This is a genomic window from Arachnia propionica (assembly GCF_003859805.1).
In the GTDB taxonomy this organism is placed as follows: domain Bacteria; phylum Actinomycetota; class Actinomycetes; order Propionibacteriales; family Propionibacteriaceae; genus Arachnia; species Arachnia propionica_C.
In genome coordinates, this window is sequence record NZ_RQZG01000001.1 from 92,714 (window position 1) to 117,869 (window position 25,156).

The 25,156-nt window shown below is 68.1% G+C and carries 18 protein-coding genes and 1 riboswitch; of the genes, 11 read left to right on the forward strand and 7 right to left on the reverse strand.

The window, feature by feature from the left end; genetic code table 11:
* The first annotated feature begins 1 nt into the window (after nucleotide 1).
* Nucleotides 2–871 carry an acyl-CoA thioesterase gene (locus EII34_RS00425; RefSeq protein WP_124841667.1) on the forward strand — a complete coding sequence of 290 codons (870 nt, stop codon included), beginning with the start codon at nucleotides 2–4 and terminating at the stop codon, nucleotides 869–871.
* Here the strand turns inward: EII34_RS00425 and EII34_RS00430 are convergent.
* Nucleotides 858–5,042, reverse strand: coding sequence for a DEAD/DEAH box helicase (locus tag EII34_RS00430; protein WP_124841669.1), 4,185 nt, complete (start codon nucleotides 5,040–5,042; stop codon nucleotides 858–860). The genes EII34_RS00425 and EII34_RS00430 overlap by 14 nt on opposite strands.
* Before the next feature lie 125 nt (nucleotides 5,043–5,167).
* A riboswitch (cobalamin riboswitch) is annotated at nucleotides 5,168–5,392 on the forward strand.
* Nucleotides 5,393–5,613: 221 nt separating this feature from the next.
* Here EII34_RS00430 and EII34_RS00435 point away from each other — a divergent pair.
* From EII34_RS00435 to EII34_RS00465, 7 genes are all read left to right on the forward strand, one after another.
* Nucleotides 5,614–7,554 carry a ribonucleotide-diphosphate reductase subunit alpha gene (locus EII34_RS00435; RefSeq protein WP_124841671.1) on the forward strand — a complete coding sequence of 647 codons (1,941 nt, stop codon included), beginning with the start codon at nucleotides 5,614–5,616 and terminating at the stop codon, nucleotides 7,552–7,554.
* Nucleotides 7,555–7,650: 96 nt separating this feature from the next.
* Complete coding sequence (locus EII34_RS00440; protein ID WP_124841673.1) at nucleotides 7,651–8,379, forward strand: TOMM precursor leader peptide-binding protein; 729 nt, start codon at nucleotides 7,651–7,653, stop codon at nucleotides 8,377–8,379.
* A 42-nt stretch (nucleotides 8,380–8,421) separates the two neighbouring features.
* The gene (locus EII34_RS00445; RefSeq protein ID WP_124841675.1) at nucleotides 8,422–9,660 is read left to right on the forward strand and encodes a YcaO-like family protein; all 1,239 of its coding nucleotides are present in this window, start codon (nucleotides 8,422–8,424) and stop codon (nucleotides 9,658–9,660) included.
* 7 nt (nucleotides 9,661–9,667) lie between these two features.
* On the forward strand, nucleotides 9,668–10,303 hold the full coding sequence (locus EII34_RS00450) for a hypothetical protein (protein WP_124841677.1): 636 nt from the start codon (nucleotides 9,668–9,670) through the stop codon (nucleotides 10,301–10,303).
* 51 nt (nucleotides 10,304–10,354) lie between these two features.
* Nucleotides 10,355–10,915 (forward strand): hypothetical protein, encoded by a 561-nt coding sequence (locus EII34_RS00455; protein WP_124841679.1) that lies wholly within the window; start codon nucleotides 10,355–10,357, stop codon nucleotides 10,913–10,915.
* Nucleotides 10,912–11,643: a SagB/ThcOx family dehydrogenase gene (locus EII34_RS00460; RefSeq protein WP_124841681.1), complete on the forward strand. Its 732-nt coding sequence runs from the start codon at nucleotides 10,912–10,914 to the stop codon at nucleotides 11,641–11,643. The genes EII34_RS00455 and EII34_RS00460 overlap by 4 nt, the downstream gene beginning before the upstream one ends.
* Before the next feature lie 317 nt (nucleotides 11,644–11,960).
* On the forward strand, nucleotides 11,961–13,022 hold the full coding sequence (locus EII34_RS00465; RefSeq protein WP_124841683.1) for a sialidase family protein: 1,062 nt from the start codon (nucleotides 11,961–11,963) through the stop codon (nucleotides 13,020–13,022).
* Here EII34_RS00465 and ppk2 read toward each other — a convergent pair.
* Nucleotides 12,962–13,840 carry a polyphosphate kinase 2 gene (gene ppk2, locus EII34_RS00470; RefSeq protein WP_185711095.1) on the reverse strand — a complete coding sequence of 293 codons (879 nt, stop codon included), beginning with the start codon at nucleotides 13,838–13,840 and terminating at the stop codon, nucleotides 12,962–12,964. The two genes, EII34_RS00465 and ppk2, sit on opposite strands and share 61 nt — an antisense overlap.
* Before the next feature lie 379 nt (nucleotides 13,841–14,219).
* Here ppk2 and EII34_RS00475 point away from each other — a divergent pair, with 379 nt between their 5' ends.
* Nucleotides 14,220–14,771 carry an endonuclease V gene (locus EII34_RS00475; RefSeq protein WP_124841685.1) on the forward strand — a complete coding sequence of 184 codons (552 nt, stop codon included), beginning with the start codon at nucleotides 14,220–14,222 and terminating at the stop codon, nucleotides 14,769–14,771.
* Nucleotides 14,772–14,793: 22 nt separating this feature from the next.
* Here the strand turns inward: EII34_RS00475 and EII34_RS00480 are convergent, their stop codons facing one another.
* The 5 genes from EII34_RS00480 to pepN all read right to left on the reverse strand — a co-directional run bounded on the left by EII34_RS00480 (nucleotide 14,794) and on the right by pepN (nucleotide 20,885).
* Nucleotides 14,794–15,204 carry a hypothetical protein gene (locus EII34_RS00480; RefSeq protein WP_124841687.1) on the reverse strand — a complete coding sequence of 137 codons (411 nt, stop codon included), beginning with the start codon at nucleotides 15,202–15,204 and terminating at the stop codon, nucleotides 14,794–14,796.
* 282 nt (nucleotides 15,205–15,486) lie between these two features.
* Nucleotides 15,487–16,047, reverse strand: coding sequence for a hypothetical protein (locus EII34_RS00485; protein WP_185711096.1), 561 nt, complete (start codon nucleotides 16,045–16,047; stop codon nucleotides 15,487–15,489).
* Nucleotides 16,048–16,087: 40 nt separating this feature from the next.
* A complete protein-coding gene (locus EII34_RS00490; RefSeq protein WP_124841691.1) occupies nucleotides 16,088–17,353 on the reverse strand; it encodes a dihydroorotase in 1,266 nt (421 codons plus the stop codon).
* A gap of 10 nt (nucleotides 17,354–17,363) precedes the next feature.
* Entirely contained in the window at nucleotides 17,364–18,287 is a 924-nt protein-coding gene (locus tag EII34_RS00495; RefSeq protein ID WP_124841693.1) for an aspartate carbamoyltransferase catalytic subunit, read from the reverse strand.
* 18 nt (nucleotides 18,288–18,305) lie between these two features.
* The gene (pepN, locus tag EII34_RS00500; protein WP_124841695.1) at nucleotides 18,306–20,885 is read right to left on the reverse strand and encodes an aminopeptidase N; all 2,580 of its coding nucleotides are present in this window, start codon (nucleotides 20,883–20,885) and stop codon (nucleotides 18,306–18,308) included.
* 100 nt (nucleotides 20,886–20,985) lie between these two features.
* Here pepN and ligA point away from each other — a divergent pair, with 100 nt between their 5' ends.
* Together ligA and EII34_RS00510 are read left to right on the forward strand one after the other, a co-directional pair.
* On the forward strand, nucleotides 20,986–23,070 hold the full coding sequence (ligA, locus tag EII34_RS00505) for an NAD-dependent DNA ligase LigA (RefSeq protein ID WP_124841697.1): 2,085 nt from the start codon (nucleotides 20,986–20,988) through the stop codon (nucleotides 23,068–23,070).
* A gap of 96 nt (nucleotides 23,071–23,166) precedes the next feature.
* Nucleotides 23,167–25,149 carry a WD40 repeat domain-containing protein gene (locus tag EII34_RS00510; protein WP_124841699.1) on the forward strand — a complete coding sequence of 661 codons (1,983 nt, stop codon included), beginning with the start codon at nucleotides 23,167–23,169 and terminating at the stop codon, nucleotides 25,147–25,149.
* Nucleotides 25,150–25,156: the final 7 nt, after the last annotated feature.

The window sequence follows — 25,156 nt, forward strand, 5'->3', positions numbered from 1 at the left end:
GATGTTCCACACCACCGTCCCGCTTCGCTGGTCCGATCTGGACGCACAGGGGCACGTGGGCAATCCCCTCGTCGTGGACTACCTGCAGGAGGCCCGTGCGGCGTTCTTCCGGGCAGGCCCCTGCTCGGCGTTGCTGGACTCCGGGGTGGTCGTCGTGGGGCATCAGATCCGCTATGACGCACCCATCCGGTACATGGACGCGGGCGTTGAGGTCGCATTGGGGATCTCACGGCTCGGCGGGGCACGTTTCGAGGTCGCCTACCAGCTGTACCAGGGTGACCGACAGGTGGCCGAGGCCCGCACGGTGCTGTGCCCCTTCGACTTCGAGACCCAACGCCCCACCCGACTGGCAGCGACCGACCGGGCGTGGCTGGAGGGCCACGCGGTGGTGGCTGAGTCGTTGCGTGAACTCACCGCCTCGTCACTCGACGGGCACGGCACCGTCACACCGTGCCCCGTGCGCTGGTCGGACCTCGACTCCTACGGCCACGTCAACAATGTCAAGGTGTTCGACTACCTCATGCAGGCGCGCATCACCGCCACCACGGCATGGGACCCCGCCATGACCCGAGCAGGGGCGGGGGAGTCCAGCCTGACCTGGCTCATCGCCCGCCAGGACGTCGACTACGTCAACCAGATCCCCCATCGGGTGAGGCCCTACGCGGTGCGGACCGCTCCCGTGGCCCTCGGCCGGTCATCCGTCACCCTGGCCGGGGAGGTCTTCGACCCTGACGACGACACCCTCTTCGCCCGGGGCCGCACCGTCCTCGTCGCCGCGACCGGTGGTTCCGCCACCGAGGGGCCGACGAAGACCGACCTCCCCGAGACGCTCCGCGCCACCCTGAGCGGCAGGCTCGTCACGGCTCGATGACCAGACCCTGAGGGTGGATCCTCGCCCCCGCCTGACGCATCACCTGATGCAGGGGGTGGGCGGTGGCCCGTTCCCCGTTGATCTCCTCGATCCGGAACCGCTTCAGCCTGCCCTCGGTCACGGCCGCCACGAGGCAGGCCACCACACGGCTGGCGGCCTCCTCGCCCTGGAACAGGGTGAGGGTGCGCAGCCCCCGTGCCAGATGAGCCAGGCACTCACCATCCGAGATGACCACGAAGGATCCACTCGACCTGGTGGGTCGGGCACCCGCATGGGGTGGCCACGCCAGGGACAGCCCGAACGCGTTCGCGGGATCCCGCGCGGCCAACAGATGGGCAGTCGGGTCGCCGGGCTCCCGGAACGGTGCGGTGCGCTGGATGAAATCGGGCGGGGCGAACTGAGCAGGCCCGAGGCCCTCCACGAAGACCCCACGATCGACCACCCCCTGCGCCTCCAGCTGGCGCAGGTCCCGGTAGACGGCCGACCAACCGCCAGGCAGCCCCGTCGCGACGGGCCGCGTCACCAGGCCGAACAGCCCGAGCCACTGCGCCAGGAACACCTCGGCTCCGGCAGGTTCGTCGCTGACCGCGTACCAGCGTCCCGGCAGAACGGTGTCGTCCGCAGCAGGTCGCAGGGGCCGCGCGATGCGTCGCCTCGTGGGTCGCGGCGTGGGCACAACCCGTGTCGTTCTCCCGAGCAGGGCACGCAGGGGGTCCATGGACCCGGGCGCGATCGTCCCGGCTGCCGCCGCGGCCCAGGCCTCCTCAGCCCGGCTGGCCGGGATGAGACCGTCGCCGAGTCGTGCGGCGAACTCCCGGGACTCGGCTCCCGGCTCAGGACGGGGTGGCAGAAGATCGAGGTCCCGTGCGTCCATGATCGCGATGGGGGGATCCTCTCCCGGGCCGAGCACCCGGATGGCGGCGGCTCCCCGGGCGAGCAGCAGATCGAGATCCCGGGGCTGGTACCCGGGACATCGTGAGGGCAGCAGGTGTGACTCCCACTCACTCGCGGGCAGGACGGTGCCCGCGAGCACCCCCAGCGCCTCCAGCACGGAGTCACAGCTGCCGATGCGGTGCACCTCCGTGAGGAGGAATCGCGCGTACGCCCTGCCGGGGAGTGGGGTGACCCGGGCGCGGGCGGCGGCGAGGCTCCGTTCGACGAGGCGTCGCCAGACGGCGGCATCGCAGTGGTGGACACCGTGGGCCGTGGGCACTCGGACCCGCACCATGCGTCCGGCGGAGACCTCCGCGTCGAGCAGCCCCTCCGCAACGGCGTGGTCGATCGCGAGGGCCGCGGTCAGTTCCTCGACGCGGAACGGAGTCCGGGTGCGGGCGAAGCGGTCCACCAGCTGCACCATGGGGTCGCGTCCCGGAACCTGGCCAGGGGCCCCGGTGAACAGCGGCAGGTCGCTGCGGGCGATGATCCGTCCCACCCCGGCCAGGTCGATCTCAGCCCAGTCCGCGGGCAGTTCGGCGGGGAGCGCCACCTCGGAACGGGAGGCGAGTTCCTCCCGCGTCAAGGGGCCGAGACGGCGGGGCAGTTCGATCAGCTCGTCGAGGTTCCGGGCCCGGCGTCCGGGCAGCGTGTGCTGGAGCTCGCCCCACATCCGCTCGACGACGGCCTCGTCGAGGATCCGGGTCGGGTCCCCTGCCAGCCCGATGGCCTCGAGGGACTCCGAGTCGACCGCGATCCCGGTGCCGCCCCGATCGCCGACGGGCAGGTCACCCTCATACATGAAGGCGGCGGCGTAGCGGTGCAGCAGTGACGCGGCGAAGGGCGATGGAGAAGTGGTCTCCACCGCCACCACCCGGTGCCTGCCCCAGGCGATGTGCTGCAGCAGCTCCTTGAGGGCCGGGAGGTCCCACTCGTCGTGCAGCAGTTCCCGTACCGCCTCGACGGTGATGGGGAAGCGAGGGTGCCAGCGGGCGACCTGATGGAGCTGGGCCGCCCGGTTGCGCTGCTGCCACAGCGGCATGCGTCCGCCGATCCGTCGCGGCAGCACGAGGGAACGTGCCGCCGCCTCACGGAACCGTGCCGCGAACTGCCCGGTGGTGGCGATCCTCGCGACGACGATCTCCTCGACCCGCTGCGGGGAGACGTGCACCAGCTCGACGATCCGTTCCGCCAGGTGCCCGTCCGGGAGGCGAAGGATGATGGCATCGTCAGCGACGATGGGCCGAGCATCCACCCCCGAGCACTCCTCGACCGCCGCAGCCATCGCCACGGCCCAGGGCATGAGGACCGCTCTGCCGAGCGGGCAGTGGACGATGACCCGCCAGTCGCCCAGCTCGTCGCGGCAGCGTTCCACCACGACGGTGCCGTCGTCCGGGACGATTCCCGTGGCGGCCGCCTGCTCCTGGACGTGGGAGAGCAGTTCCGCCCGGGTCGTCTCGTCGATCCACGGCACCTCCAGCCGGTCCTCCCCGGAGGCGACGCGTCGGTTCAGTTCCCCGATGCGTCGCCCGAGCTCGGCGGGGCGCGACGGTTCCTCACTGCGCCAGAACGGCATCTGCCCGCTGAGTGCCGGGGCCGGCACGACACGCACGTGGTCCCTGGTGATCGCCACGATCGTCCACGAGGAGGCACCGAGGGTGAAGGTCTCTCCGACACGGGTCTCGTGCACCATCTCCTCATCCAGTTCCCCGACCCGACGTCCCGGCCCTTCCGCGTCGTCGAGGAGGACCGTGTAGAGACCGCGGTCCGGGATGGTGCCGCCGGAGGTGAGGGCGAGCCGACCGGCGCCACGCAGTGGGAACAGCCGACCGTCCCTGAGCGCCAACCGAGCCCGCAGCTCCGCGAAGTCCGCACTCGGGTAGGTGCCGAGGAGCAGGGTCAGGACGTCGTCGAGGGAACGGTGTGTGAGCTGTCGGTAGGGGTGGCTCCTGCGACAGGTCTGCAGCCACCTGCCCACATCCAGCCCGGTCTCCGGGTGCACGGCCGTCTCGGCCACCGTCTGCTGGGCGAGCACGTCCAGCGGGATCTCCGGGACGTGGATCTGTTCGATCCGCCCGCCCAGGAGGTCCCCCGTTGCCACGACGGCGGCTGCGAGTTCCCCGCGGTGCAGCACCTCGATGCGGCCCCGGGAGGTCGCCCCGACCTGGTGTCCGGCACGGCCCACCCGCTGCAATGCGGAGGACACCGACGGCGGTGCGCCCACCTGGATCACCTGCTCCACCGCGCCCATGTCGATGCCGAGTTCCAGGGTGGCGGTCGCCACGACCGCGCGCAGCCGCCCCTGCTTGAGGTCGGACTCGATCTCCTCCCTCAGGTGCTTGCTCACCGAGCCGTGGTGGGCGCGGGCGATGTGACCGTCGCCCCCACGTTCCACCCACAGTTCGTTGAGGCGGCCGGTGAGGGTCTCGGCCGTCCGCCTGGCGTTCGTGAACACGAGGGTGGATCGTGCCGTGAGGATGTCGTCGAGGAGGCGTTGGTGGATCGTGGGCCATGGGTCGGTCAGGGGTGCGGTGCGCACGGCGACGTCCCAGTCCTTCATCGTCTCGGGTGCGACGACGGTGACGTCGCGGTCGCCACCGAGGAACCTGGCGATGGCGTCGATGGGTCGCACGGTCGCGGAGAGGGCGATGCGCTGCACGTCGCGCCCGACCAGCAGGTCGAGACGCTCCAGGCTGAGCGCCAGGTGGGTGCCCCGTTTGTTCCCGGCGATGGCGTGGATCTCGTCGATGATGACGGCCTCGACGTCGCGCAGGGTCTCCCGGGCCGAGGAGGTCAGCATGAGGTACAGCGATTCCGGTGTGGTGATGAGGACATCAGGTGGGGTACGTCGCAGCCGGGCACGTTCCCGGGCGGAGGTGTCGCCGGAACGGATCCCGACGGTGACGGGGTGGAAGGGCGTTCCGAGCTCAGATGCGTGACGGGCGAGCCCGGCCAGGGGAGGTTCGAGATTGCGCTCCACGTCCACGCCCAGGGCCTTGAGCGGGGAGACGTAGACCACGCGGGTTCCCTTGCCCCGTCGTGGCTGGAAGGCGAGACGGTCCAGCCAGTGGAGGAAGGCCGCCAGTGTCTTGCCCGACCCGGTCGGGGCCACCACGAGGGTGTGTTCCCCGGTGCCGATGGCCTGCCAGGCGGCGTGCTGGACCCTCGTGGGGGAGTCGAAGGCGGCCGCCAGCCACGACGAGGTGGCATCGGCGAAGCCTGGTGCTGTTCTGGTCATGGATCTCCTCCTGTGGCGGGTTCAGCCTAGGCCCTGCACGGCCCGGCCACGCACCGAACGGGGTGAGGAAGGCCCCGCCGTGCCGCAGGTGCCCGTCTGGCTGATTGACGAGCCCTGCCGGGGCCGTTAGCATCAAAAGCGCTGGTTCATGCGCTCGATCACACCACGACGTGTCCGGGACATGAGGCAACAGGGAACCCGGTGGGAATCCGGGACTGCCCCGCAGCGGTGAGAGGGAACGACCGGCGAGACACAGCACTGGCCTTCGGGCTGGGAAGCTTCGCCCAGTAGGACCACGCCACAGGCGTCCGCCCTCGAGTCCGAATACCTGCCAGCGCCGGGGAAACCCGGTATTCGACCCAGGGTCTCGCGGGAAGGCCAGGTGCACGACAGGTGTTCCACCCGTGAGGCCCACGCTTCGAGGAGCAAGCATGTCGAGCACCATGACGGGCAGACTCCACACGCTGCCGTCCAGCCCGCAGAACAGGACAACCCGGCACGTCCCGGGTCGGTCCGGGACGAGACGTTCACCAGAACATCCCGGCAGACCTACCCTCAGCCGTGTCGTTGAATGACCACGCTGCTGACCAGGGAAGCCGGTGCGGTCGTCCCCGTGGCCGGAGAACGTCCTGGCCACGCCTGTGCCTCGGGGCTTCCTGCCGATGAGGTGCAGGACACTCACCGGGATCACACCGACCGCGACACCGTCATCGTCCCTTCGCCGGAGGAGACGCTCGATCGCCTCATCGAGGAGGGGCACCACGATCCCCGCGTGTTCGATCGCTACGACCTCGAGTTCATCGAGTCCCTGTTCCGGCGGGCCAGCGCCAGAGGACCCGGGGTGGAGGTCACGCACCACACCTGCGACGCGCCGAGCACCCTCCAAGGCGCCGGATGCCCGGAACGATTCGAGGACCGGGTGTGCATGGTGGCACTGAGCCTGGCCGCCGGGGATCGCTGTCTCGCCGAACAGATCGTCGACGAGATCCTCTCAGGGCGTTTCCACCCCGATGCAACCATGTTCCTGAACGTCGGTCGGGTTTCCCGAGGCGAGCTCATGCCCTGCATCCTGCTGCGTGTCGAGGACACCCTGGAATCCATCGCGTGGGCCGTCAACTCATCGCTCCAGCTGTCGGGGCGAGGTGGTGTGGTTGCCCTGTCCCTCACCAACGTCCGTGAGGTCGGGGCACCCCCCAGAGCCGCTGAGAGCAGCTCAACGGGGATCATCCCTGTGATGAGGCTGCTGGAGGACTCGTTCGCCTGCGCCGGAGCCCCGGGGGCGGGCGCCGTCTGCCTGCACGCCCATCACCCTGAGATCCTCTCCTTCCTGGAGGCCGGACGGGCCGGGACGGACGGGAGAACCTGCCTCGAGAACCTGTCCCTCGGTGTGGTGGTCCCTGACATCACCTTCGAGTTGGCACACGACGACCAGGAGATGCAGCTGTTCAGTCCCCACGACGTGGCGCGGGTCCACGGGGTTCCCCTCAGCGAGATCGAGGTCTCCAGGAGGTACCACGAGTTGGTCGCCGACGACCGCATCCGCAAGACCACGATCAAGGCCAGGGAGTTCTTCGAGGCCGTGGCCAAGCTGCAGCTCGAAAGTGGCTGGCCCTACCTGGTGTTCGAGGACGCGGTGAACCGGGACAACCCGATCCGGGGATGGGTGACGATGTCCGACGCCGATGCCCGGATTCTCCAGGTGGCCACGTCCTCACACCACAACGAGGATCTGAGCAGTTGTGTGGTGGGCAAGGACATCAGCTGCCCGCTGGGTTCACTCGACATCGCCGCGGCCCTGGAGTCCCCGGACCTCGGGCGGACGGTGGAGACCGCGGTCCGGGTACTGACCGCGGTCTCGGATCAATCCGATCTCGGCTGCGTGCCGAGTGTGGATCGTGGCACCACCATGGGTCATGCGATCGGTCTGGGACAGGTGAACCTGCACGGCTGTCTCACTCGGGAGTCCATCCGTCATGGTTCCGATGAGTGCCGTGACTTCACCGACATGTACTTCCGGGTCATCACGTACCACGCACTGTGGGCCTCGTGCAGGCTGGCCAAGGAACGAAGGACGACGTTCGAGGGTTTCGAACGCAGCACCTATGCGACCGGGGAGTATTTCGACAAGTACCTGGAGCAGGACCGGCTTCCCAGGACGAAGAAGGTCGCCGAGTTGTTCACACGGTCCAAGATCGTGCTGCCGACGCGTCAGGACTGGCTGGAGCTGGCCGCTGAGGTGGCCCGTCACGGCCTGTACAACCAGAATCTGCAGGCGGTGTCCCTGCCCGGTCACGGGGTCGACCCGGAGAAGGTCATCGACACCTGTGCCGAGGCGGTGAAGCACGTCGACCAGGGGGTCTCGCCCATGCTGGTCCTCCCGGGGACGGCGACGACGCAGGACCTCACCCGGCTGCAACGTCGTGCCTGGCGGAGCGGCCTCAAGACCCTGTGCCGGGTCCGGGTGGAACGAGCCCGTCCGGCAGGAGACGGGGGTGGGGATCACGAGGCCTGAGCCCCCACTCCACGGGGGTCGAGTGTCGATGTCAGGGGCCGGGTCAGCCATCGGTCCGTCCGGCTGAACCCCGAGCGGTGTCATTAGACTCCTGACATGGCGCTCTACCGGTTGTCGCCCGCATGGCGGATCACCCCTGTCGGTGAGGACTACGAGCTGCACGGTGGTGATGACGCCCGCTACCTGCTGGAGGCATCCACGGTGGCACGACGCCTGTCGGCAGGGGAGGGGATCACCCGGGACGAGGTTCCCGCCGTGGAGATCGGGGAGTTCGAGCAGCTCCGCAGCGCCGGGGTGATCGGACCCGTGCTGGAGACGAGGAGCGGTACGGTTGCGCTGCTGGGAGATCCGGTGCCCGTCGAGATCGGGCGACATCTCGTCCTCGAGAGGAGGGAAGTGGCCGGGGCCGATCTGGTGGTCGTCGTGCGTCATCGTTCGACGCACCGGGAGATCCTGGAGCAGGTCCGGGAACTGGAACGGGTGCACCTGTATGCCGACATCTCGTTCCATCACACGGTCTCGATCGGCCCGTTGGTGATCCCCCACGAGACCCCCTGCATCGGTTGCCTCTACGGTCGGCTGCAGGAACGGTGGGGGGATCATCGACCCGCCCCGCAACCGGCGGTGGTCACCGAGTTCGGTCAGCTGGTCTCGGCCCTGCTCAGCACGGAGGTGGGGCGGGTCCTGGCGGGGGACACCGCACTGGTGGGCCGAACCATCGCATGGGACCTGGAACAGCGACGTGTGGTCAGCGAACGGCTGTTGACGGTGCCGATCTGTTCCTACTGCCAGGACTTCGAGAACCAAGGTGTGATCCCGTCATGAACGCTGTCCGGACCCACGTCGATTCCGGCGGTGCCAGCAGCGATGGCTGAAGCGCTGAGCCGTCTCCTCATGGAAGGAGCGGTGGGCAATCGGCACGGTCTGGTGCTGCAGCCACAGCGGGCGCAGCTCTCGATGGCCGATGTCGAGGGGATCATCCACTACGGTGTGCCCAAGGTGGTGGATGCACCGTGGGAGAGCGCGGCCGGGGGAGTGGCTCGCGATGAGGAGGGTGCGAGGCTCGCGGCCATCGGGGAGAGCATCGAGCGGGCCAGTTCCGCGCAGGCGGTCCTGCCGATGCGGCCACGCCGGGAGACTCCCGCACCCAACCGGGTCGATGTGGAGGAGTTCGCGCTGTTCACCCCTGAACAGCGGGCCGACCCGGCCTTCCCGCACGGCTCGCTGTTCGACGATGAGTGCCCTTACGCCATCGCGTACGACCTGCAGGACAACTCGCCGTGGTGGGTGCCGCAGCCCTTCGTGACCCTGCAGGACCCCCATCACACCGGTATGCCGACCTCCTCGGGTCTGGCCGCCGCGCCCACCGCGAGGGAGGCGTTGCTGCGGGGACTGCTCGAGTTGATCGAACGTGACGCCCTCATGACGACCTGGCTCCACGGTCTTCCCGGCCGGGCCGTCGCGCCGATCCAGCAGCATGTCGCAGAGGTGAGCAGACTCGGCGGAGAGTTCACGCTGTTCGACCTGACTCCTGTCTACAGCCCGTTCCCCGTCGCCGCGGTGATGGGCGGCATCCCCAAGCGCGGTACCTGGCGGTTCTCGCTCGGGGTGGCCTGCCGCACGAGCTGGGAGGCGGCTGCCGAGAAGGCCTTCCTGGAGTGGACCCAAGGGGTGTTGTTCGCCGGGGTCTACGGCGAGTTCGTCGATGTCAGCGAATTGACCGAGTACAGGCAGGTGCGAAGTTTCGATCACCATGCCATGTTCTACACCCGCAACCCGCAGCTCTGGCCGCGTCTGCCGATCCTGCGGCACGACGGGACCCTGCACCCCCTCCCGGTGCGGGAGCTGGGAGCGGACCCGCTGGAGACGGCCCGGCAGTCCCTGGCCCGGGCAGGGATTCGGGTCCTCTATCGCGACATCACCACCATCGATGCGATCCAGGCAGGACTGCACGTGGTGAAGACCCTGTCTCCGGATGTCGCCCAGATCTACGCCCACGAGGACTGGCCACTGTGTGGCGGGGTCGAGGAGATGCTGCCCGGTCGTTACCCCGAGCGGGTTCAGGAATCCGTGTTTCCCAACCGGATGCCCCATCCTCTGGGATGATGCCACCATGAGAGCGGTCCGGACCCAGTTCGACGCAGGGGAGTTCCGTGGCGCGGTGGCCACACCGACCTGCTGTTCGTGTTGTTGTTGCTGCTGCTGTGTGACGACCGCGGCCACCGCGAGCATCGTCGGGGCAGGTGCTGCCGTGGTGGCGGGGCGGCGTCGCCCGATGTCCGCGGTGAGGAGGGCCGCGGCTGTGTTCCTCGGGGTCATTGCTCCCTGGCTGGTCATCCTGCCGATCTGTGTGGCCTTCACGTTCCGGCTCCCGACCTCGATCGGGTTCCTCGAACTGCTGGGGCTCGGGCTGGTGTTGATCTGCGTGGGTTACCTCATCCTGCCGTTGCTGCTGGGGCGCCGTCACCCGATGCGTGCGGGCCTGGCTGCTTTGTTGTCGGTGCTGGTGCTCGGATTCGTGGAAGCCTTTGTCATGTTCCACGTCCTTGCCAGCTTCGCAACCGGTGATCTGCCTCACGGGTGGCCGGTGTTCTACGGCTACGTGCTGCTGGCGGTGGTGCTGGCCATCGTGATGGGCAGAGGGCTGATCGTGAATCGCAGCAGTGCCAACTCCCGGACCTTCGTCGAAGAGCTGGCCGGGGTGTCGCCCGAACCGCCGCACACCGAGCAGCCCGCCAGCGATGAGTGAGGGCCTTCCCGAGGTCAGGAATGAGACTGTCATGAGAGCGGTCCGGACCCGGTGCGACGCAGGGGAGTTCCGTGGCGCGGTGGCCACCGGAGCATCATCGGGGCAGGTGCTGCCGTGGTGGCCGGGCGGTGTCGTGGGTTGCACTGGTTCGCGATCTGCGGCGGGGCGCTCCCGGGGCTGCTCGCCCCGTGGTTGCTGATCGTGCCGTTCCTGCTGTGCGCAGTGTTGTCGGGGTTTGGCGGGGAGATCATCCTGCTGTTGGTCCTCGGTATCCTGCTGAGCTGGGCGGCCCACCAGGCCTTGGGCGCGGTGCTGCGTCCCCATGCCTGGTTCTGGGTGGGGATGGGTTTCACGCTGGTGATGTATGTGTTCGGTTCCCTCGAGGCCTTTGCTGTTGCGGGGATCATCGATCTCATGGAGACCAGTGGAAGTGTGGGAACTGTTGTGCTCCACATCTACCTGGGATCAGCCGCTGTGGTCGCCGTCGCGGTGGGCACGTTGATGCTGTTGATCCGTACCCGTGAGGGGCAAATCCTCATCAAGGTGATGACTGGGGTGCCGCCCCGGAGGCAGGGCGGTGAGCCTGCTGGTGGGGGTGGGAACGCGTCGTGACCCGGTTCTTCGGAGACTTCTGGCAGGCCTCCAGCATTGATGCCCACAACCTGACCGAGTTCGCGCAGCAGATGGCGGCCTTCGACACCGAGGGCAGACCACTGAGGCTCGAGTACTCCACCGTTCCGACGCCGCTGCCAGAGGTCAGGCGTGGTGCCGTGGACCGCGTTGCGGCTCGGCGTCACAGCACCCGGGAGTTTTCCGACCGGCCGCTGAGCGACAAGGAGCTGTCGCGTCTGCTGGCCTCCTGCCGGGCCTGGGGCGGGGAGGAGCACCGCAGCTTCCCCTCGGCAGGGGCCTCGTACGCGGTGGAGCTGTTCCTGGTGCAGTGGCGGCCGAGAGCACGCATGGCCTACTACGACGCCGTCGATCACGGCCTGGTGGAGCTACCTGATCCGGCCCCGGCGTGGGAGGAGGCCACGCACCGGATCAACGTCTCCGTGACGGGGACCCCGGCCGCGATGGTGGTCGCGGTGCTCTTCCCCGAGCGTTTGACCAGGAAGTACGGCGAGCGTGGCGGTCGTTTCGCCCTGCTGGAGGCGGGGGCCGTCATGCAGCAGCTTGCGCTGGCCACGGCCGAGCTGGGCCTGGCCGGGGTGGTGGCGGGCGGCCTGGTGGACCGGTACTGGCTCACCCAGCTGGGGGTCGAGCGAGCCGGTGGGATTCTGGCCTTCGGCCAGCTCGTCGGTCACCCACTGGTCATCGAGCGAAGATGGGGAACGCGGTGACAGTCATCGAGGCCTCATGCCGCAGGGTGCCGGGATTCGGGATCACCGGGATCGGTCGTGGGTTCTCGACACGGACGGTTCGACCAGCGGATGAACAGCCCGTGTCGCGTCTCGTCAGGACTGCACTGTTCCACGAGCCGTATGACAACGAGGAGGACCACACCGAGGTCTGGGGACCCCTGAGTGCTGCCGAGGGGCACGGAGGTTGTTCGCAGCGGTGGTGGTGCACCCCGGCGTTGGTTGTCGGGATTCCCGAGTGTCGAGGCCTGCGGTCCTCGATACGGTCGGTGACGAGGTGTGATGAGTAGGCTGGGTTGATGATCATCGCGCGTTCGGGCGAACCCATGGCTGGGGCCGCCACCGATTCGCCCTGTTACCGCATTCCGGCGCTCGCAGTCATGGGGGAGCGGATGCTGTTGGCCTACGATGTGCGGGCCTCAGCGCTGGATCTGCCCGGCGTCAATGGCATGGCCATCCGTCATGCGGACGATGCTGCGGCGAACTGGTCGCCCCCGCGCTGGTTACGATCCCCCGAACCCGGTTGGGGGTGCGGTGATGCGAGTTTCATCGTGGATGGCGACGAGGTGTTGTGCTGGTACGTCGGCTCCCGTGGGCTCTCGTTCTGGGATGACTCACGTCCCGGGCAGGGATGGCAGGTGTGGCTCGCCCGTTCCTCGGACGGCGGCCTCACCTGGGCTCACGATGACCGTTCCGGTGAGATCTGGCCGGACTGGGCAGGGAGCCTGTTCCCCACCTCCGGCAACGGGATCCGTCTCTCGAGCGGGCGCCTCGCCCAGCCCTTCGTGTTTCGCGAGGCAGGAGGTGACGGGCGTGTCGCGGCACTGGCTCTCTCCGACGACCACGGGCAGACGTGGCGACTGGGCGAGGCGGTGGCGGGAGCCGACGAGTCGAAGTGCGTTGAGCTCCCCGACGGCCGTCTCGTGCTGCACTCACGCGCGAGGCCGCATCGTCTCGTGGCGTTCTCCTCGGACGGCGGGGAGACCTTCGACGCGCCGCAGCCAGACCTCCCGGATCCCGGCTGCAACGGTGGCCTCACCGCCCTCCCCGACGGACAACTCGCCTGCACGCTCGTGCATCCTGACGGCGTACCGGGCGAGGCATTCACCCTTCCCGACCCGACTGGTGGCCGAGGTACCCACTCCGGCCCGGACTGGTCCGCCCGCAGGAACCTGGTGCTCCGCGTCGGCCGTCCCGGCGACTGGGGAGAACCTCACACCGTCGATCCCGGCCCCGCCGCCTATTCGGTGTGCCAGGCACTGCCTGACGGTCGGGTCGCCGTCGCGTGGGAGTTCGGAGCCTACGAGGGGATCCGCTTCACCGTGGCGTCCTCATCCTCGGTATCCTCCGGGTCGACGTAGTGGGCTGCTTTCTTCCTGTGGGCGCCGAGTGTCCCGGCCACATCGGGAACCTCGTCCTGCAGCTCGCGTGCGGTGCGCACGTAGCCCGTGGACGGCGGCCGTTCCGGCAGCTGGATCTTGGGCCGGTCGACGTGCTCGTAGGGGATCGAACTCAGCAGATGGGCGATCATGTTGATCCGCGCCCGTTTCTTGTTCTCGGCCTCGACCACGTGCCAGCGGTTGCCGGGAACATCGGTGTGCACGAACATCTCATCCTTCGCCCGTGAGTACTCCTCCCAACGGGTGAGTGACTCGAGATCCGTCGGCGAGAGCTTCCAGCGTCGCATCGGATCGGTCATACGGGAGCGGAACCTCTTCTCCTGTTCCTTGTCGGAGACGGAGAACCAGTACTTGCGCAGCAGGATACCGTCCTCGATCAGCATCTGCTCGAACTGGGGACACTGGCGCAGGAAGCGGACGTGCTCCGCCGGGGTGCAGTAACCCATCACCTTCTCGACCCCGGCGCGGTTGTACCAGGACCGGTCGAACAACCGGATCTCACCTGCCGCAGGAAGATGCTCGATGTATCGCTGGAAGTACCACTGGGTGCGCTGCCGCTCCGTCGGGGTGGGCAGAGCAACGATGCGCGCGACGCGCGGGTTCAGGTACTCGGTGATGCGTTTGATCGCTCCACCCTTGCCCGCTGCATCGCGTCCCTCGAAGAGCACGACGATGCGCGCTCCCGTGTCCTTCACCCATTCCTGCATCTCCACCAGCTCGTACTGCAGGTGGGTCAGCTCAGCTTCATAGACATCATTGTTCAACTTGCCGTTGCCCATTTCCCAAGTCTAGATGAGTGAGTCCGAATTTGGCGTGTCGGGTGTGGTGGTGCTGGAAGTCTGGGTGGAGGGCCTCCAGAGTCTGTGCATGGACACCCTCCGCAACCTCACGATCAGTCTCATCCGCCTCACCCACGGCCCCACAACCGGTACCGCCCACCGCCCTCAGACACCCAGCGAAGCTACAAAACACCTAGTCAACCCACCATGAACACGACTTCGCCGACCCCCTGCATCACTGTCCGAGAAACATGTAGCAGTTCCGACGCAGATGTGTGAGGATGGTGTTCACAGCTCTTCTCACGCTGACCGAGTCGGCCGCAGAGCCCGACGAGTTGGGCTGGCGTTTCAGCGTCGCGACAGGTCACAAGGAGGAACGATGACCGATGATGATGGTGTCGAGTTCACTGATCCGGTGGGCGCCGTCGATGTCCACTACGACGATCACGGAGCGGCCCGGGCGGCACTCGTGGTGGGCGATGATCCCTCCTTCTCGACGCTGCTCTTCGAACATGTCGCCGACATCCTGGAAGTCGCTCCCTACGAGCCGGGAGCGCTCTACAAGCGAGAACTTCCATGTATTCGCGCTGTCCTGGAGCTGGCCCCGCGCGTTGGGCTCCTGATCGTTGATGGCTACGCCACGTTGGATCCGCAGGGCCGCCCGGGGCTCGGCCTCCACGCTGCCCGTGCCCTGGGAATCCCTGTCATCGGTGTTGCGAAGACCCCTTTCCGCACGGCCACCCATGCTGTGCAGGTCATCCGGGGCAGCGCCACTCGACCCCTGTATGTCACAGCGGCGGGAGGAATCAGTGATGCCTGGGCCGCAGCCGTGGTGGCCTCCATGTCAGGCCCGCATCGCATCCCGACGGTGTTGAAACGAGTGGACAGCTTGGCCAGGGGGCTGGTGTCCCCGTCAAAACTTCTGCTTTGACATTCGGGGCGCGGTTCAGGTGTCACTGCGCCTGCTCCGTTGTCGAGACGCTGCCGTCAGTGTGGTCGAGGAACCCGATGTAGGACTGGGACCGACGTGTCCGGTCGACCTCGAGGACCGTGGTGATCCCGGTGCGGCACCACGCACGTCGGGTGAGGGCCTCATGCTCGATCCTCACCTCGTCAGCGGCGAAGACGAGGTGTCCCTCCTCGAGGGCATGACCGACCTGGGTACGGATCTGGTCCATCCGGGAGACCACGACACCCTGGGACGGCGCTGCTCGATCTGCCGAGGGTGTGGAGCCTGCGCGCTGCGCCAGGTGGACCCTGCGGAACATCTGGTACGACATGCTGTCCGTGACCGCCGTGACCTCGACGCCGTCGCTGCCGGAACCGTCGTCCCGCTGGTGGACTGATGAGGATGCCGCAGTCATGAAAGCCACGGAAGGGGCCTGTTGAAACCCGAGACGCCAACAGTGCAACGACGTGGCCGACCCGGCGCGCGCGCCCAACACCATTGCTGACGGCCAGTCGCCTCGGCAACCTCGAGGGCCTGCTGCGCTGCCTCCAGACCTCCATCCAGCGTGAAGGGGATGGTGGCGGTGAAGAAACTGCCCTCGAGTGGTCCTGAGAAACTGACTGCCCGCGACCCCGAGTTCTCCTCGAGGCCGTACACACGCAACAACGAGATGAGGGAGTTGGCGCACTGCAGCATCTCACACCTGGATCGGATCGTGGGGGTTGACCCGGACACACTCCAGACGGGGCTCCGCCTCGATGGCCGCCGCGATCTGCGCCGTGCAGCCGACGATGATGCTGGGCAGATCGGTGTCAGCATCCACCAGGAAGGTGCCGCCCTCATCCCACACCCGGTTCGGCAGCACCGGAGGATCGGCGGGCTCCGTCAGGGCCCGGCCCAGCTCCGGGGTGACCTCGACCACGAAGTAGCCCCGGTGACCACCGTTGATGACCACGTGCCGCGACCCCTCGGGCCGGGGGAGGCAGTACCCGTCCCACTGCCCGACACTCACCGCCCCCGTGGCCCGCTCCAACAGAACCTGCATCAGCGGCACCCGGGAGTTGTGGGAATCGGCCCCCTCGTCGGGCTCATGCACCGGGAAGGAACCGGGGTTGTCGCTCTGCCAGCGACGACCCGTCAGCGACTCCCAGCTCGCCCGGGCCAGATCGACCCCGGGGGAGAGCTCAGCCCACCGGACCGGGGAGTCGTCGTGGGCTTTCGCAGGGTTGAACACCCGCACGAAGCAGGGCCAGTCCATCCCGACCCAGGTTCCCCACGGACAGCCGCCCATCCGGTGCTCACCGTCGATGGGTGATACGGCCCTGCCACATGGTCAGCTCCACCGGGTCCGGCAGATCACGACCGTGGTAGGGGTTGTTGTGGCTGCGGGACGCGGTGGTGCCACGATCCACGACGGCGCGGCGGCTGGGATCGAGCAGCACCACATTGGCGGGCTCCCCGACGGCGAGTGGGCGGCCCTGCCCTGCGGCCTTCCCGATCCGGGCCGGGGCGTGACTCATCCGCTGCGCCACCTCGGCCCAGGTGAGACGGCCGGAATCCACCATCACCTCCTGCACCACCGCCAGGGCCTGCTCCAGGCCGAGCATCCCGGGTCGGGCATCGACGAAGGCGTGATCCTTGTCCTGCGGGGCGTGCGGCGCGTGGTCGGTGGCGATGATGTCGATGGTGCCGTCGGTCAGGGCGTCACGCACCGCCTCGATGTGCTCACTCGTGCGCAGCGGGGGATTGACCTTGAAGGTGGTGTCGTAGCCACTCAGGTTCGAGGTGTCCAGGTAGATGTGGTGCGGGGTGGCCTCGGCCGTGATCCGCACCCCCCGCTTCTTCGCCCACCGCACCACGTCCACCCCCTCGGCGGTGGAGATGTGACACACGTGCAGCCTCGCCCCGGTGGCCTCGGCCAGCGCAGCGTCGCGGGCGATGATGACCGACTCGGCCACCGGCGGCCAGCCCGGCAGTCCGAGCCTGCCCGAGAGCTCACCCTCGTGGCAGCAGGCGCTCGGCCCTGCCAAGGAGGCGTCCTGGGAGTGTTGCGCCAGCACCCCGTCGAAGGGTTTCACCCACTCGAAGGCGCGACGCATCAGGCCGGCATCCATGACGCAGGCACCGTCGTCGGAGAACACGTTGACCCCTGCGCGTGAGCGGTGCATGAGCAGCATCTCCGCCAGCTCCCTGCCCGCCAGGCCCTTGGTGATGGCCCCGATCGGGAACACCTGGCAGTTCCCGGCGGTGGTCCCGAGGTCGAGGACCCGCTCAGCGGTCTCCGCGGTGTCGGTCACCGGTTCGGTGTTGGCCATCGCGAACACCGCCGTGAAGCCCCCCCGGGCGGCGGCCAGGGAGCCGGAGGCCACCGTCTCCGCGTCCTCCCGGCCGGGCTCCCTCAGGTGCACGTGGAGATCCACCAGGCCAGGCAGCGCCCGCAGCCCGTCGGCATCGATGACCTCGGCCCCTGCGGGACGCTCCGCAACGAAACGACCACCCTCGACGAACAGATCGGTGACCGTGTCGTCGGGCAGGGTGACCGAGGTGATGGTGTAACTGGACACGGTTGCTCCTTCAGTGGTCGGTGAGGAGATGGTGGAGGACGCTCATGCGGACGGCCACCCCGGCCGAGACCTGGTCCAAGACGATGGAGCGAGCATCATCAGCAGCTGCGGAGCTGATCTCCAACCCTCGGTTCATCGGGCCGGGATGGGCGATCGCCGCGTGCGGTTTCAGCCTCGCCAGACGTGGCACGGTCAATCCGTAGGCCTCGATGTACTCCTGCTCGGAGGGGAAGTAGCCGTGTGCCATCCGTTCCCGCTGCACCCGGAGCATCATCATCACGTCCGCATCCGCGATCACCTCGTCGATGTCGGTGACGACCCTCACCCCCCACGTCCCGACGGCGGGAGGCATCAGGGTCTGCGGGGCCACGAGCACCACGTCGGCCCCCAGTCGTTGCAGCAGCAGCACGTTCGAACGCGCCACGCGGGAGTGGAGCAGGTCCCCGGTGATCGCCACCAGTTTGCCCGCCAGGTCGCCCTGGTCGTGGGAGTGGAAGTGGCGCAGCATGGCGTGCGCATCCAGCAGGGCCTGGGTCGGGTGCTCGTGGGTGCCGTCCCCGGCGTTGACCATTGAGGCCCGCACCCAACCCGCCGCCTGGGCGACGGTGCCGGAGCCGGGATGGCGCATCACGATGGCATCCACCCCCATCGCGTCGAGGGTGAGCAGCGTGTCCCTCAGTGACTCTCCCTTGGACACCGATGAGCCCTTGGCGGACATGTTGATGGCATCGGCGGACAACCACTTCGCGGCGATCTCGAAGGAACTGCGTGTGCGGGTGGAGTCCTCGAAGAAGAGGTTGACCACGGTGCGGCCCTTGAGATCGGGCAGTTTCTTGACCCGCTCCCCCTGGAGCCGGTGCATCCGCTCGGCCAGCTCCAGGAGTGAGGTGATCTCAGAGGTGCTCAGATCAGCGATGCTGAGCAGATGCTTCACGGTGTTCCTTCCGCCTCGTCAGCCGCGGCTTCGTTCCTGCACCCGCAGGCTGCGTTCGGCCTCGTCGAGTCGCTCGCTCAGCAGGCGCCGCACCTGCTCGCTCGGCTCCCCCTCCGCCAGGTAACGACGGAACCTCGCCGTGACCTCGGCCGTGACCAGGGGCTCGGGGAACAGCCAGCGCAGCACCGTGTCGATCGCCGCGTAGCCTCGGGCATCCCAGCCGTCCTTGCGCTGCGAGATCGCGTTCAGCAGGTCGGCGTAGGCGTCCACGTACGGGGCCAGCACCTCCTCCTGACCGTAGTGCATGAAGCCGGAGGCGATGCTGCGGTGGGTCTCGTTCGGCACATCCGGATCCGCGGTGGCGCGCTGCCAGGCAGCGGTCTTCGCCTGAGCCGTCGGCATCCCGGCCCTGGCACCAGCGGCATGCTCGGCACCGGAGTTGGTGTTGTCACGCTCCAGTTCGGCGGCGATCTCCTCCTCGCCGAAGACCCCGGCGCGGGCCAGGGCAGCGACGATCCGCCACCTGAGGTCGGTGTCCACGGCCAGGTCGGTCGGCACCTCCTCGCCACTCAGCCAGCCCTTGATGAGTTCCAGGGCGTCGGCGCTGCGGGAGGTGCTGATCAGGGTCTTCGCGATGATGAGCTGGGCATCCGAACCCGGCTCGGCATCCTTGAGCAGCCCGGCCAGCCCGGCGACGAGCCGGGCACCTGCCTGTTCACGCAGTTCCGGGGCGGTGAAGCGATTGCTGCAGGCCGCGGCCTGGGTGAGCACAGTGGTGACCGCCGCCATGTCCTGCTCCGAACCGACACCGGCCAACGCCAGGGAGACCAACTCCTGCGGGGCCACCTCGGCGTCACGGACCGAGTCCCAGAACAGGGACCAGGTGATGGCGCGGGCCAACGGGTCACGCAACTGGTTGATGTGGTTCACCAGAGCGGCGCGGGAGGCGTCGTCGAGCCTCACCTTCGCGAAGGTGAGGTCACCGTCGTTGAGCAGCACGACATCGCCACGGGCGTGCCCGACGAGCTCCGGCACCTCCGTGCGTTCACCGCGGACGTCGATCTCCACGTAGTCGATGCGCTCCAGTCCGGTCTCCCGGGCGGCGTAGATGCCGATCCCCAACCGGTGGGTGCGCAGCGTCGGGTGTGCCTCCGGGGCACTCTGCACGATCGCGAAGCGGGTGAAGGTGCCCTTCTCATCCACCTCGAACTCGGCACGCAACGTGTTGACCCCACTGGTGGCCAGCCACTGTGAGGCGAACCAGGACAGGTCCTTGCCCGAGGCGGCCTGGAGCTCGGTCAGCAGGTCGGACAACGTGGTGTTGCCGAACGCGTGCTTGGTGAAGTACTGGCCAACCCCTGTGAGGAAGGCGTCGATGCCGACGAAGGAGACGAGCAGCTTCAGCACCGAGGCGCCCTTGGCGTAGGTGATGCCGTCGAAGTTCTGCTCCACCTTCTCCAGGTCGCTCATGTCCGCGGCGATCGGGTGGGTGGTGGACAACTGGTCCTGCAGGTAGGCCCACCCCTTGCGCTCATTGGAGAACGACACCCACGGGTGGGCACCGGTTGCGTGCCTCCTCGCGATCTCGTCGGCGGCGAAGTGGCTCGCCCACTCGGCGAACGACTCGTTCAGCCACAGGTCGTCCCACCAGCGCATGGTCACCATGTCACCGAACCACATGTGGGCCAATTCATGGAGGATCGTGTTGTCGCGGGCCTCCAGCTCACGGGCCGTCACGCGGGAACGGAACACGTACTGGTCACGGAAGGTGACGCAGCCCGCGTTCTCCATCGCACCGAAGTTGAACTCCGGCACGAAGATCTGGTCGTAGGAGTCGAAGGCGTACGGCACACCGAAGGCGGTCTCGAAGACCTCGAAACCACGCTGGGTGGTGGTGAGGATGTTCTCGGCGTCGAGGAACTCCGCCATCGCCGCACGGCACGCCACGCTGGCGGGGAGCACCCCCTTGACGGAGGTGATCTCGCCCTTGACGACGTGGTACTCGCCCGCCACCAGAGCGGTGATGTAGGTCGACATCACCGGGGTCGGGGCGAACTCGAACCGGGCCACCCCGTCGCGGACCGGGACCCCGGCCACGCTCGGGGAGTTGGAGAACACCGCCCAGTGGGCAGGGGCCAGCACCGTCAACTGGAACGTGGCCTTCTGGTCGGGCTGCTCGAATGTCGCATACATCCGGCGGGCATCGGCGGTCTCGAACTGGGAGTACAGGTACACCTTGCCGTCGGTGTCGACGAACCGGTGGAGCCCCTCCCCGGTGTGGGAGAAACGCCCCGTGGCCTCGACGACGACGGTGTGGTCCCCCTCGGTGAGGTTCGGCAACGGCAGTCGGTAGCCGTCGTAGCCCTCCAGCGGCAGAGCGACCCCGTCGAGGGTGGCCAGACGGATCTCGTCGGCAATGACATCGAGGTGGGTGGTGCCGGACTTCGACGCGAAGTCGAACTCCGTGCGGGAAAGGAAGTTGTGCTCCTTGTCCTCCACGCCATCCCCAGTGACGTCGACGGTGACCCGGTAGGCCTTGGCCTTCACCAGCTCTGAACGGGCAGCTGCTTCTTCTCGCGTGATATTGGCGGTTGCCATGAACACCTTCGCTTCTTGAGATCAGTCATTTCCTGAACACTTGTACTGTAACGCGCGCACCCCGACGACGGGAACAGACGCTCTGTGCGAGCATGAATCCATGACCAACCCTGCGACCCGGTGGCAGGAGCTCAACCAGGAGCTCCTGGCCGCCAGCGATGCCTACTACGGCAGTGCCGAACCGATTCTCTCCGATGCCGCCTACGACGAGAAGCTGCGTGAGCTCCAAGCGTTGGAGGCCGATCATCCGGGGCTGAGAAGCGAGACCTCGGCCACGTCCCGGGTGGCCTTCGCCCGCACCACGGACTTCGCACCGGTGGAACACCGGCAACGGATGCTGAGTCTGGACAACGTCTTCAACCCCGAAGAACTGGCCGGATGGCTCGCCAGGATTCCGGCCGAAAGTTATCTGTGCGAGCTCAAGATCGACGGCCTGGCGGTGAACCTGCGCTACGTCGACGGACGTCTCGAGGTGGCTGCCACCCGAGGGGATGGTCGAGTCGGTGAGGACATCACCGCCAACGTCGCCACCATCGCGGGCATCCCCCACCGTCTGCAGGGGAGGGACGTACCCACACTGCTGGAGGTACGAGGTGAGGTCTTCTTCCCGACCCAGGCCTTCACGGAGCTGAACGAGGCGCTCGAGGTGGCCGGGCAGAACCGCTTCGCCAACCCCCGCAACGCCGCAGCGGGATCGCTTCGGCAGAAGGACCCCCGGGTCACCGCGTCACGGCCCTTGAGGATGATCGCCCACGGCATCGGGGCGGTCGAGGGGAAGGAGTTCCCCTCCCAGAGTGCCGCCTACGAGGCGCTGGCGGTGTGGGGGCTGCCGGTCAGTGAGGCGACCCGCGTGGTCCACTCCCCCGAGGAGGTGCTGGCCTACGTGACCCATCACGGCGATCACCGCCACGACGCCAGCCACGAGATCGACGGCGTGGTCATCAAGGTGGACGCCCGCAGCGAACAGCTCCGGCTGGGTGCGACGTCGCGGGCGCCACGGTGGGCGATCGCCTACAAGTACCCGCCCGAAGAGGTCCACACCCGGCTGCTCGACATCCGTATCGGTGGGGGCCGTACCGGCCGCTGCACCCCGTTCGGGATGATGGAGCCGGTTCTCGTGGCGGGCTCCACCGTCGCGATGGCCACCCTCCACAACGCCCACGAGGTGGTGCGCAAGGGGGTGAGGGTCGGCGATGTCGTGGTGCTCCGCAAGGCGGGAGACGTGATCCCGGAGATCCTCGCCCCGGTGGTCTCACTCCGTGACGGCACCGAACGGGACTTCGTCATGGCCACCCACTGTCCCTCCTGCGGCACGAAACTGGTGCAGCAACGCCTTGGTGACAAGGACCTGCGTTGTCCCAATGCCCGCAGCTGCCCGAGCCAACTACGGGAACGCCTGTTCGCCCTGGCGGCCCGGGGGGCCTTCGACATCGAGGCACTGGGGGCGGTCGGGGCCCGCGACCTGCTGGAGTCCGGGCTGCTCATCGACGAGGGTGGACTGTTCACTCTGACCGCCGACGACCTGGTGCGGACCTCGGTGTACTCGTCGCGTTCCGGTGGGGTCAACGCGACCGGGTGGAAGCTGCTCGAGAACCTGGAGGCGGTCAAGCAGCAGCCGCTGTGGCGGGTGCTGGTCGCTCTGTCGATCCGCAACGTCGGTCCCACCGCGGCCCGAGCCCTGGCGAGCAGGTTCGGCAGCATCGAGCGGATCCGCGAGGCCTCCGTGGAGGAATTGGCCGACACCGAGGGGGTCGGGGCCGTCATCGCCCAGTCCCTCAAGGACTGGTTCGAGGTGGACTGGCACGTCGCCATCGTCGAGTCGTGGGCAGCCGCGGGGGTCACGATGGCCGATGAGCTCCCGGAGGCCCCGGATACCGACGAGCCTGCCGGGAGCGCCGACGACATGCAGACCTTGGCGGGGCTCACCGTCGTGGTGACCGGCAGCCTGGAGGGGTTCACCCGCGACGGCGCGAAGGAGGCGATCCTCGCGCGGGGTGGGAAGGCCGCCGGGTCGGTCAGTCGGAGGACGAACTTCGTGGTGGTGGGGGAGAACGCCGGGAGCAAGGCCGCCAAGGCGGAGGAACTGGGGCTGCCGATCCTCGACGAGGCGGGTTTCGTGAGGCTGCTGGAGCTGGGGCCGGCCGGGCTCAGCGGCGGCGACGGCGGGGCACCAGTCGCGCCCTGAGGGCACGGTGCCGGTCCACGATGCCACTGATCCCGTCGCGGCCGAACTCCCTCGGGGGCACCCTGCTGCTCATGGCAGCAGTGTAGGTTCTGGGAGGTGATCAACCCCAGCGGTCTCGAGGTGAGGATCGCCCGCCGACAACCGAGCACCCCGCACCGACGCCTGGACGGGCACACCGGTCAGGTGACCGACCTCGCCGTCGCGGCCCTGCCGGATGGCAGACAGCTGTTGATCAGCGCAGGTGCCGACGCTGTGGCGGTGGTCTGGGATCCGGTCAGCGGGGAGCAGATCACGCACCTGAGGGGCCACGAGAAGGCGATCCGGGCCGTCAGTTCCTTCCGTCGACCAGATGGCACCGCGTGCGTGGTGACCGGTGGTGACGACGGCACCCTCAGGTTCTGGGAGCCGTGCTCAGGGCAACAGCTCGGTGTGGTGGTCCGTGGTGACGTCACAGCGGTGAGGGAACTCGTGGCCTGGTGCGACGGGACTCACCCGAGGATCTCGGCGCTCGTGGGGACCAGCCAGGGGCGTGACGTCGTGTGCACCGTCGATGCCGTGACGAGGCAATGGGTCGGGGACCCGATCCACGGCACGGGTGAACTCGGCCACCTCGGCGTGTGCGAACTCGAAGGGCGATCTGTGCTCGTGGTCCTGGCGAGCGGCGAGGAGGAGGTCTCGATCCAGTTCTGGGATGCGGCCACCGGGAGGCCCGCCCGGACCTCGATCGCCGTCCCGGAGAACTGCGCCGAGACCATGACCGTGCTCCCTGTCAGCTCGGGAGGGAACCTGCTGGCCGTGATCCTCGATGAGCGCGTGGTCCTGGTGGACCCGACAACTGGGGAATTCGTCGGTGACGTGCTCATGCACCCGGAGAACCAGACCTCGGCGCTGACCTGGTTCAGGACCGGCAGTGGGGAGTTGCGGCTGGTGAGCGTGATCTCCACGGTCAGTGACCTGTGGACCGCGAAGTTCCCGTCGGTCACGCTCTGGGACCCCCTCGCCGGGGAGAAACTCGGAGGATTTCCGACCGGGTACCTGGGGCTGATCGAGTGCGTCGTGGTCCTCGACGGTGGACTGCTGACGGCGGCCTGTGAGGACGGCAGCGTGCGATTGTGGCAGCTCGATGAGGCGCTCGGCCATCGAACACCGGGGCTGACCGGTCGGGAGGGATCGGGGGCGCCGCTGCATCACGTGCCGGAGGGGTACGGCCCTGGTCTGCTGCTGACCACCCGCGACCTGCAGGGGCTCGCCGGGCAGGGTTGGCTCGTGGACGACGACGAGTACGACCTGTGGGATGTGGCCTCGGGGGAACTCGTCGGTACCCTGTCAGGAGGGTTCACCGAGGCCGTGGTCCATCTCGGCCCCGGGGGGAGGGCGATGGTGCTCACTGTCAATGAGGCCGGTGAGATGGCCTGGTGGGAGCCGCGCGCCCTGACCCCGATCCGCTCGATGCCCACCGACGTCGAGGGGTACTGGTGGCTTCACCCCGAACCGGGCGGCCACCGCGTGGCCTGCCGGAGAGACAGGGCCGAGGTGGACGTGTGGGATCCGGCCACAGGGCGCATGGTGGCGACCATCGGCAATGCCGACCCCGAGTACGGCCGCAGGTTTCCCGACTGTGACCCGGAAGGCGTCGCCTGGGTGCGCACCGGGCAGGGGACGCAGCTGGTGGTGTGTCATGCGACGAACCTCACGCTCTGGGACCCCCGCACCGGTGAGCTGCGCGCTCATCGGCCGAAGGACGGGGCCGTGTTGACGGGGCTGCTGCTGCCTGGACCCGGCTGGCTCGCCGTCGGCGATCACGAGGGCCAGCTCAGGGTGCTGGATGCCGAATCGCTGGAGGAGATCAGCACCCTGGCCACGGCCGAGGGCATCCGCGATGCCGCGGTACTGCCTGATGGCAGGCTCGCCACCGGCAGCGAGAGCGGCGGCATCGATCTCTGGAACCCCCGGACCGGAACGCACCTGACCCACCATGACCTCGGGGTCAGGTTGCGCGGCCTCGCGGCGCTGCCCGACAGTGCCCTGGCCGTCGGGCTGCTGGACGGCTGGATCGTCGTCGACCCGGCATGGGATTAGTCTTGAC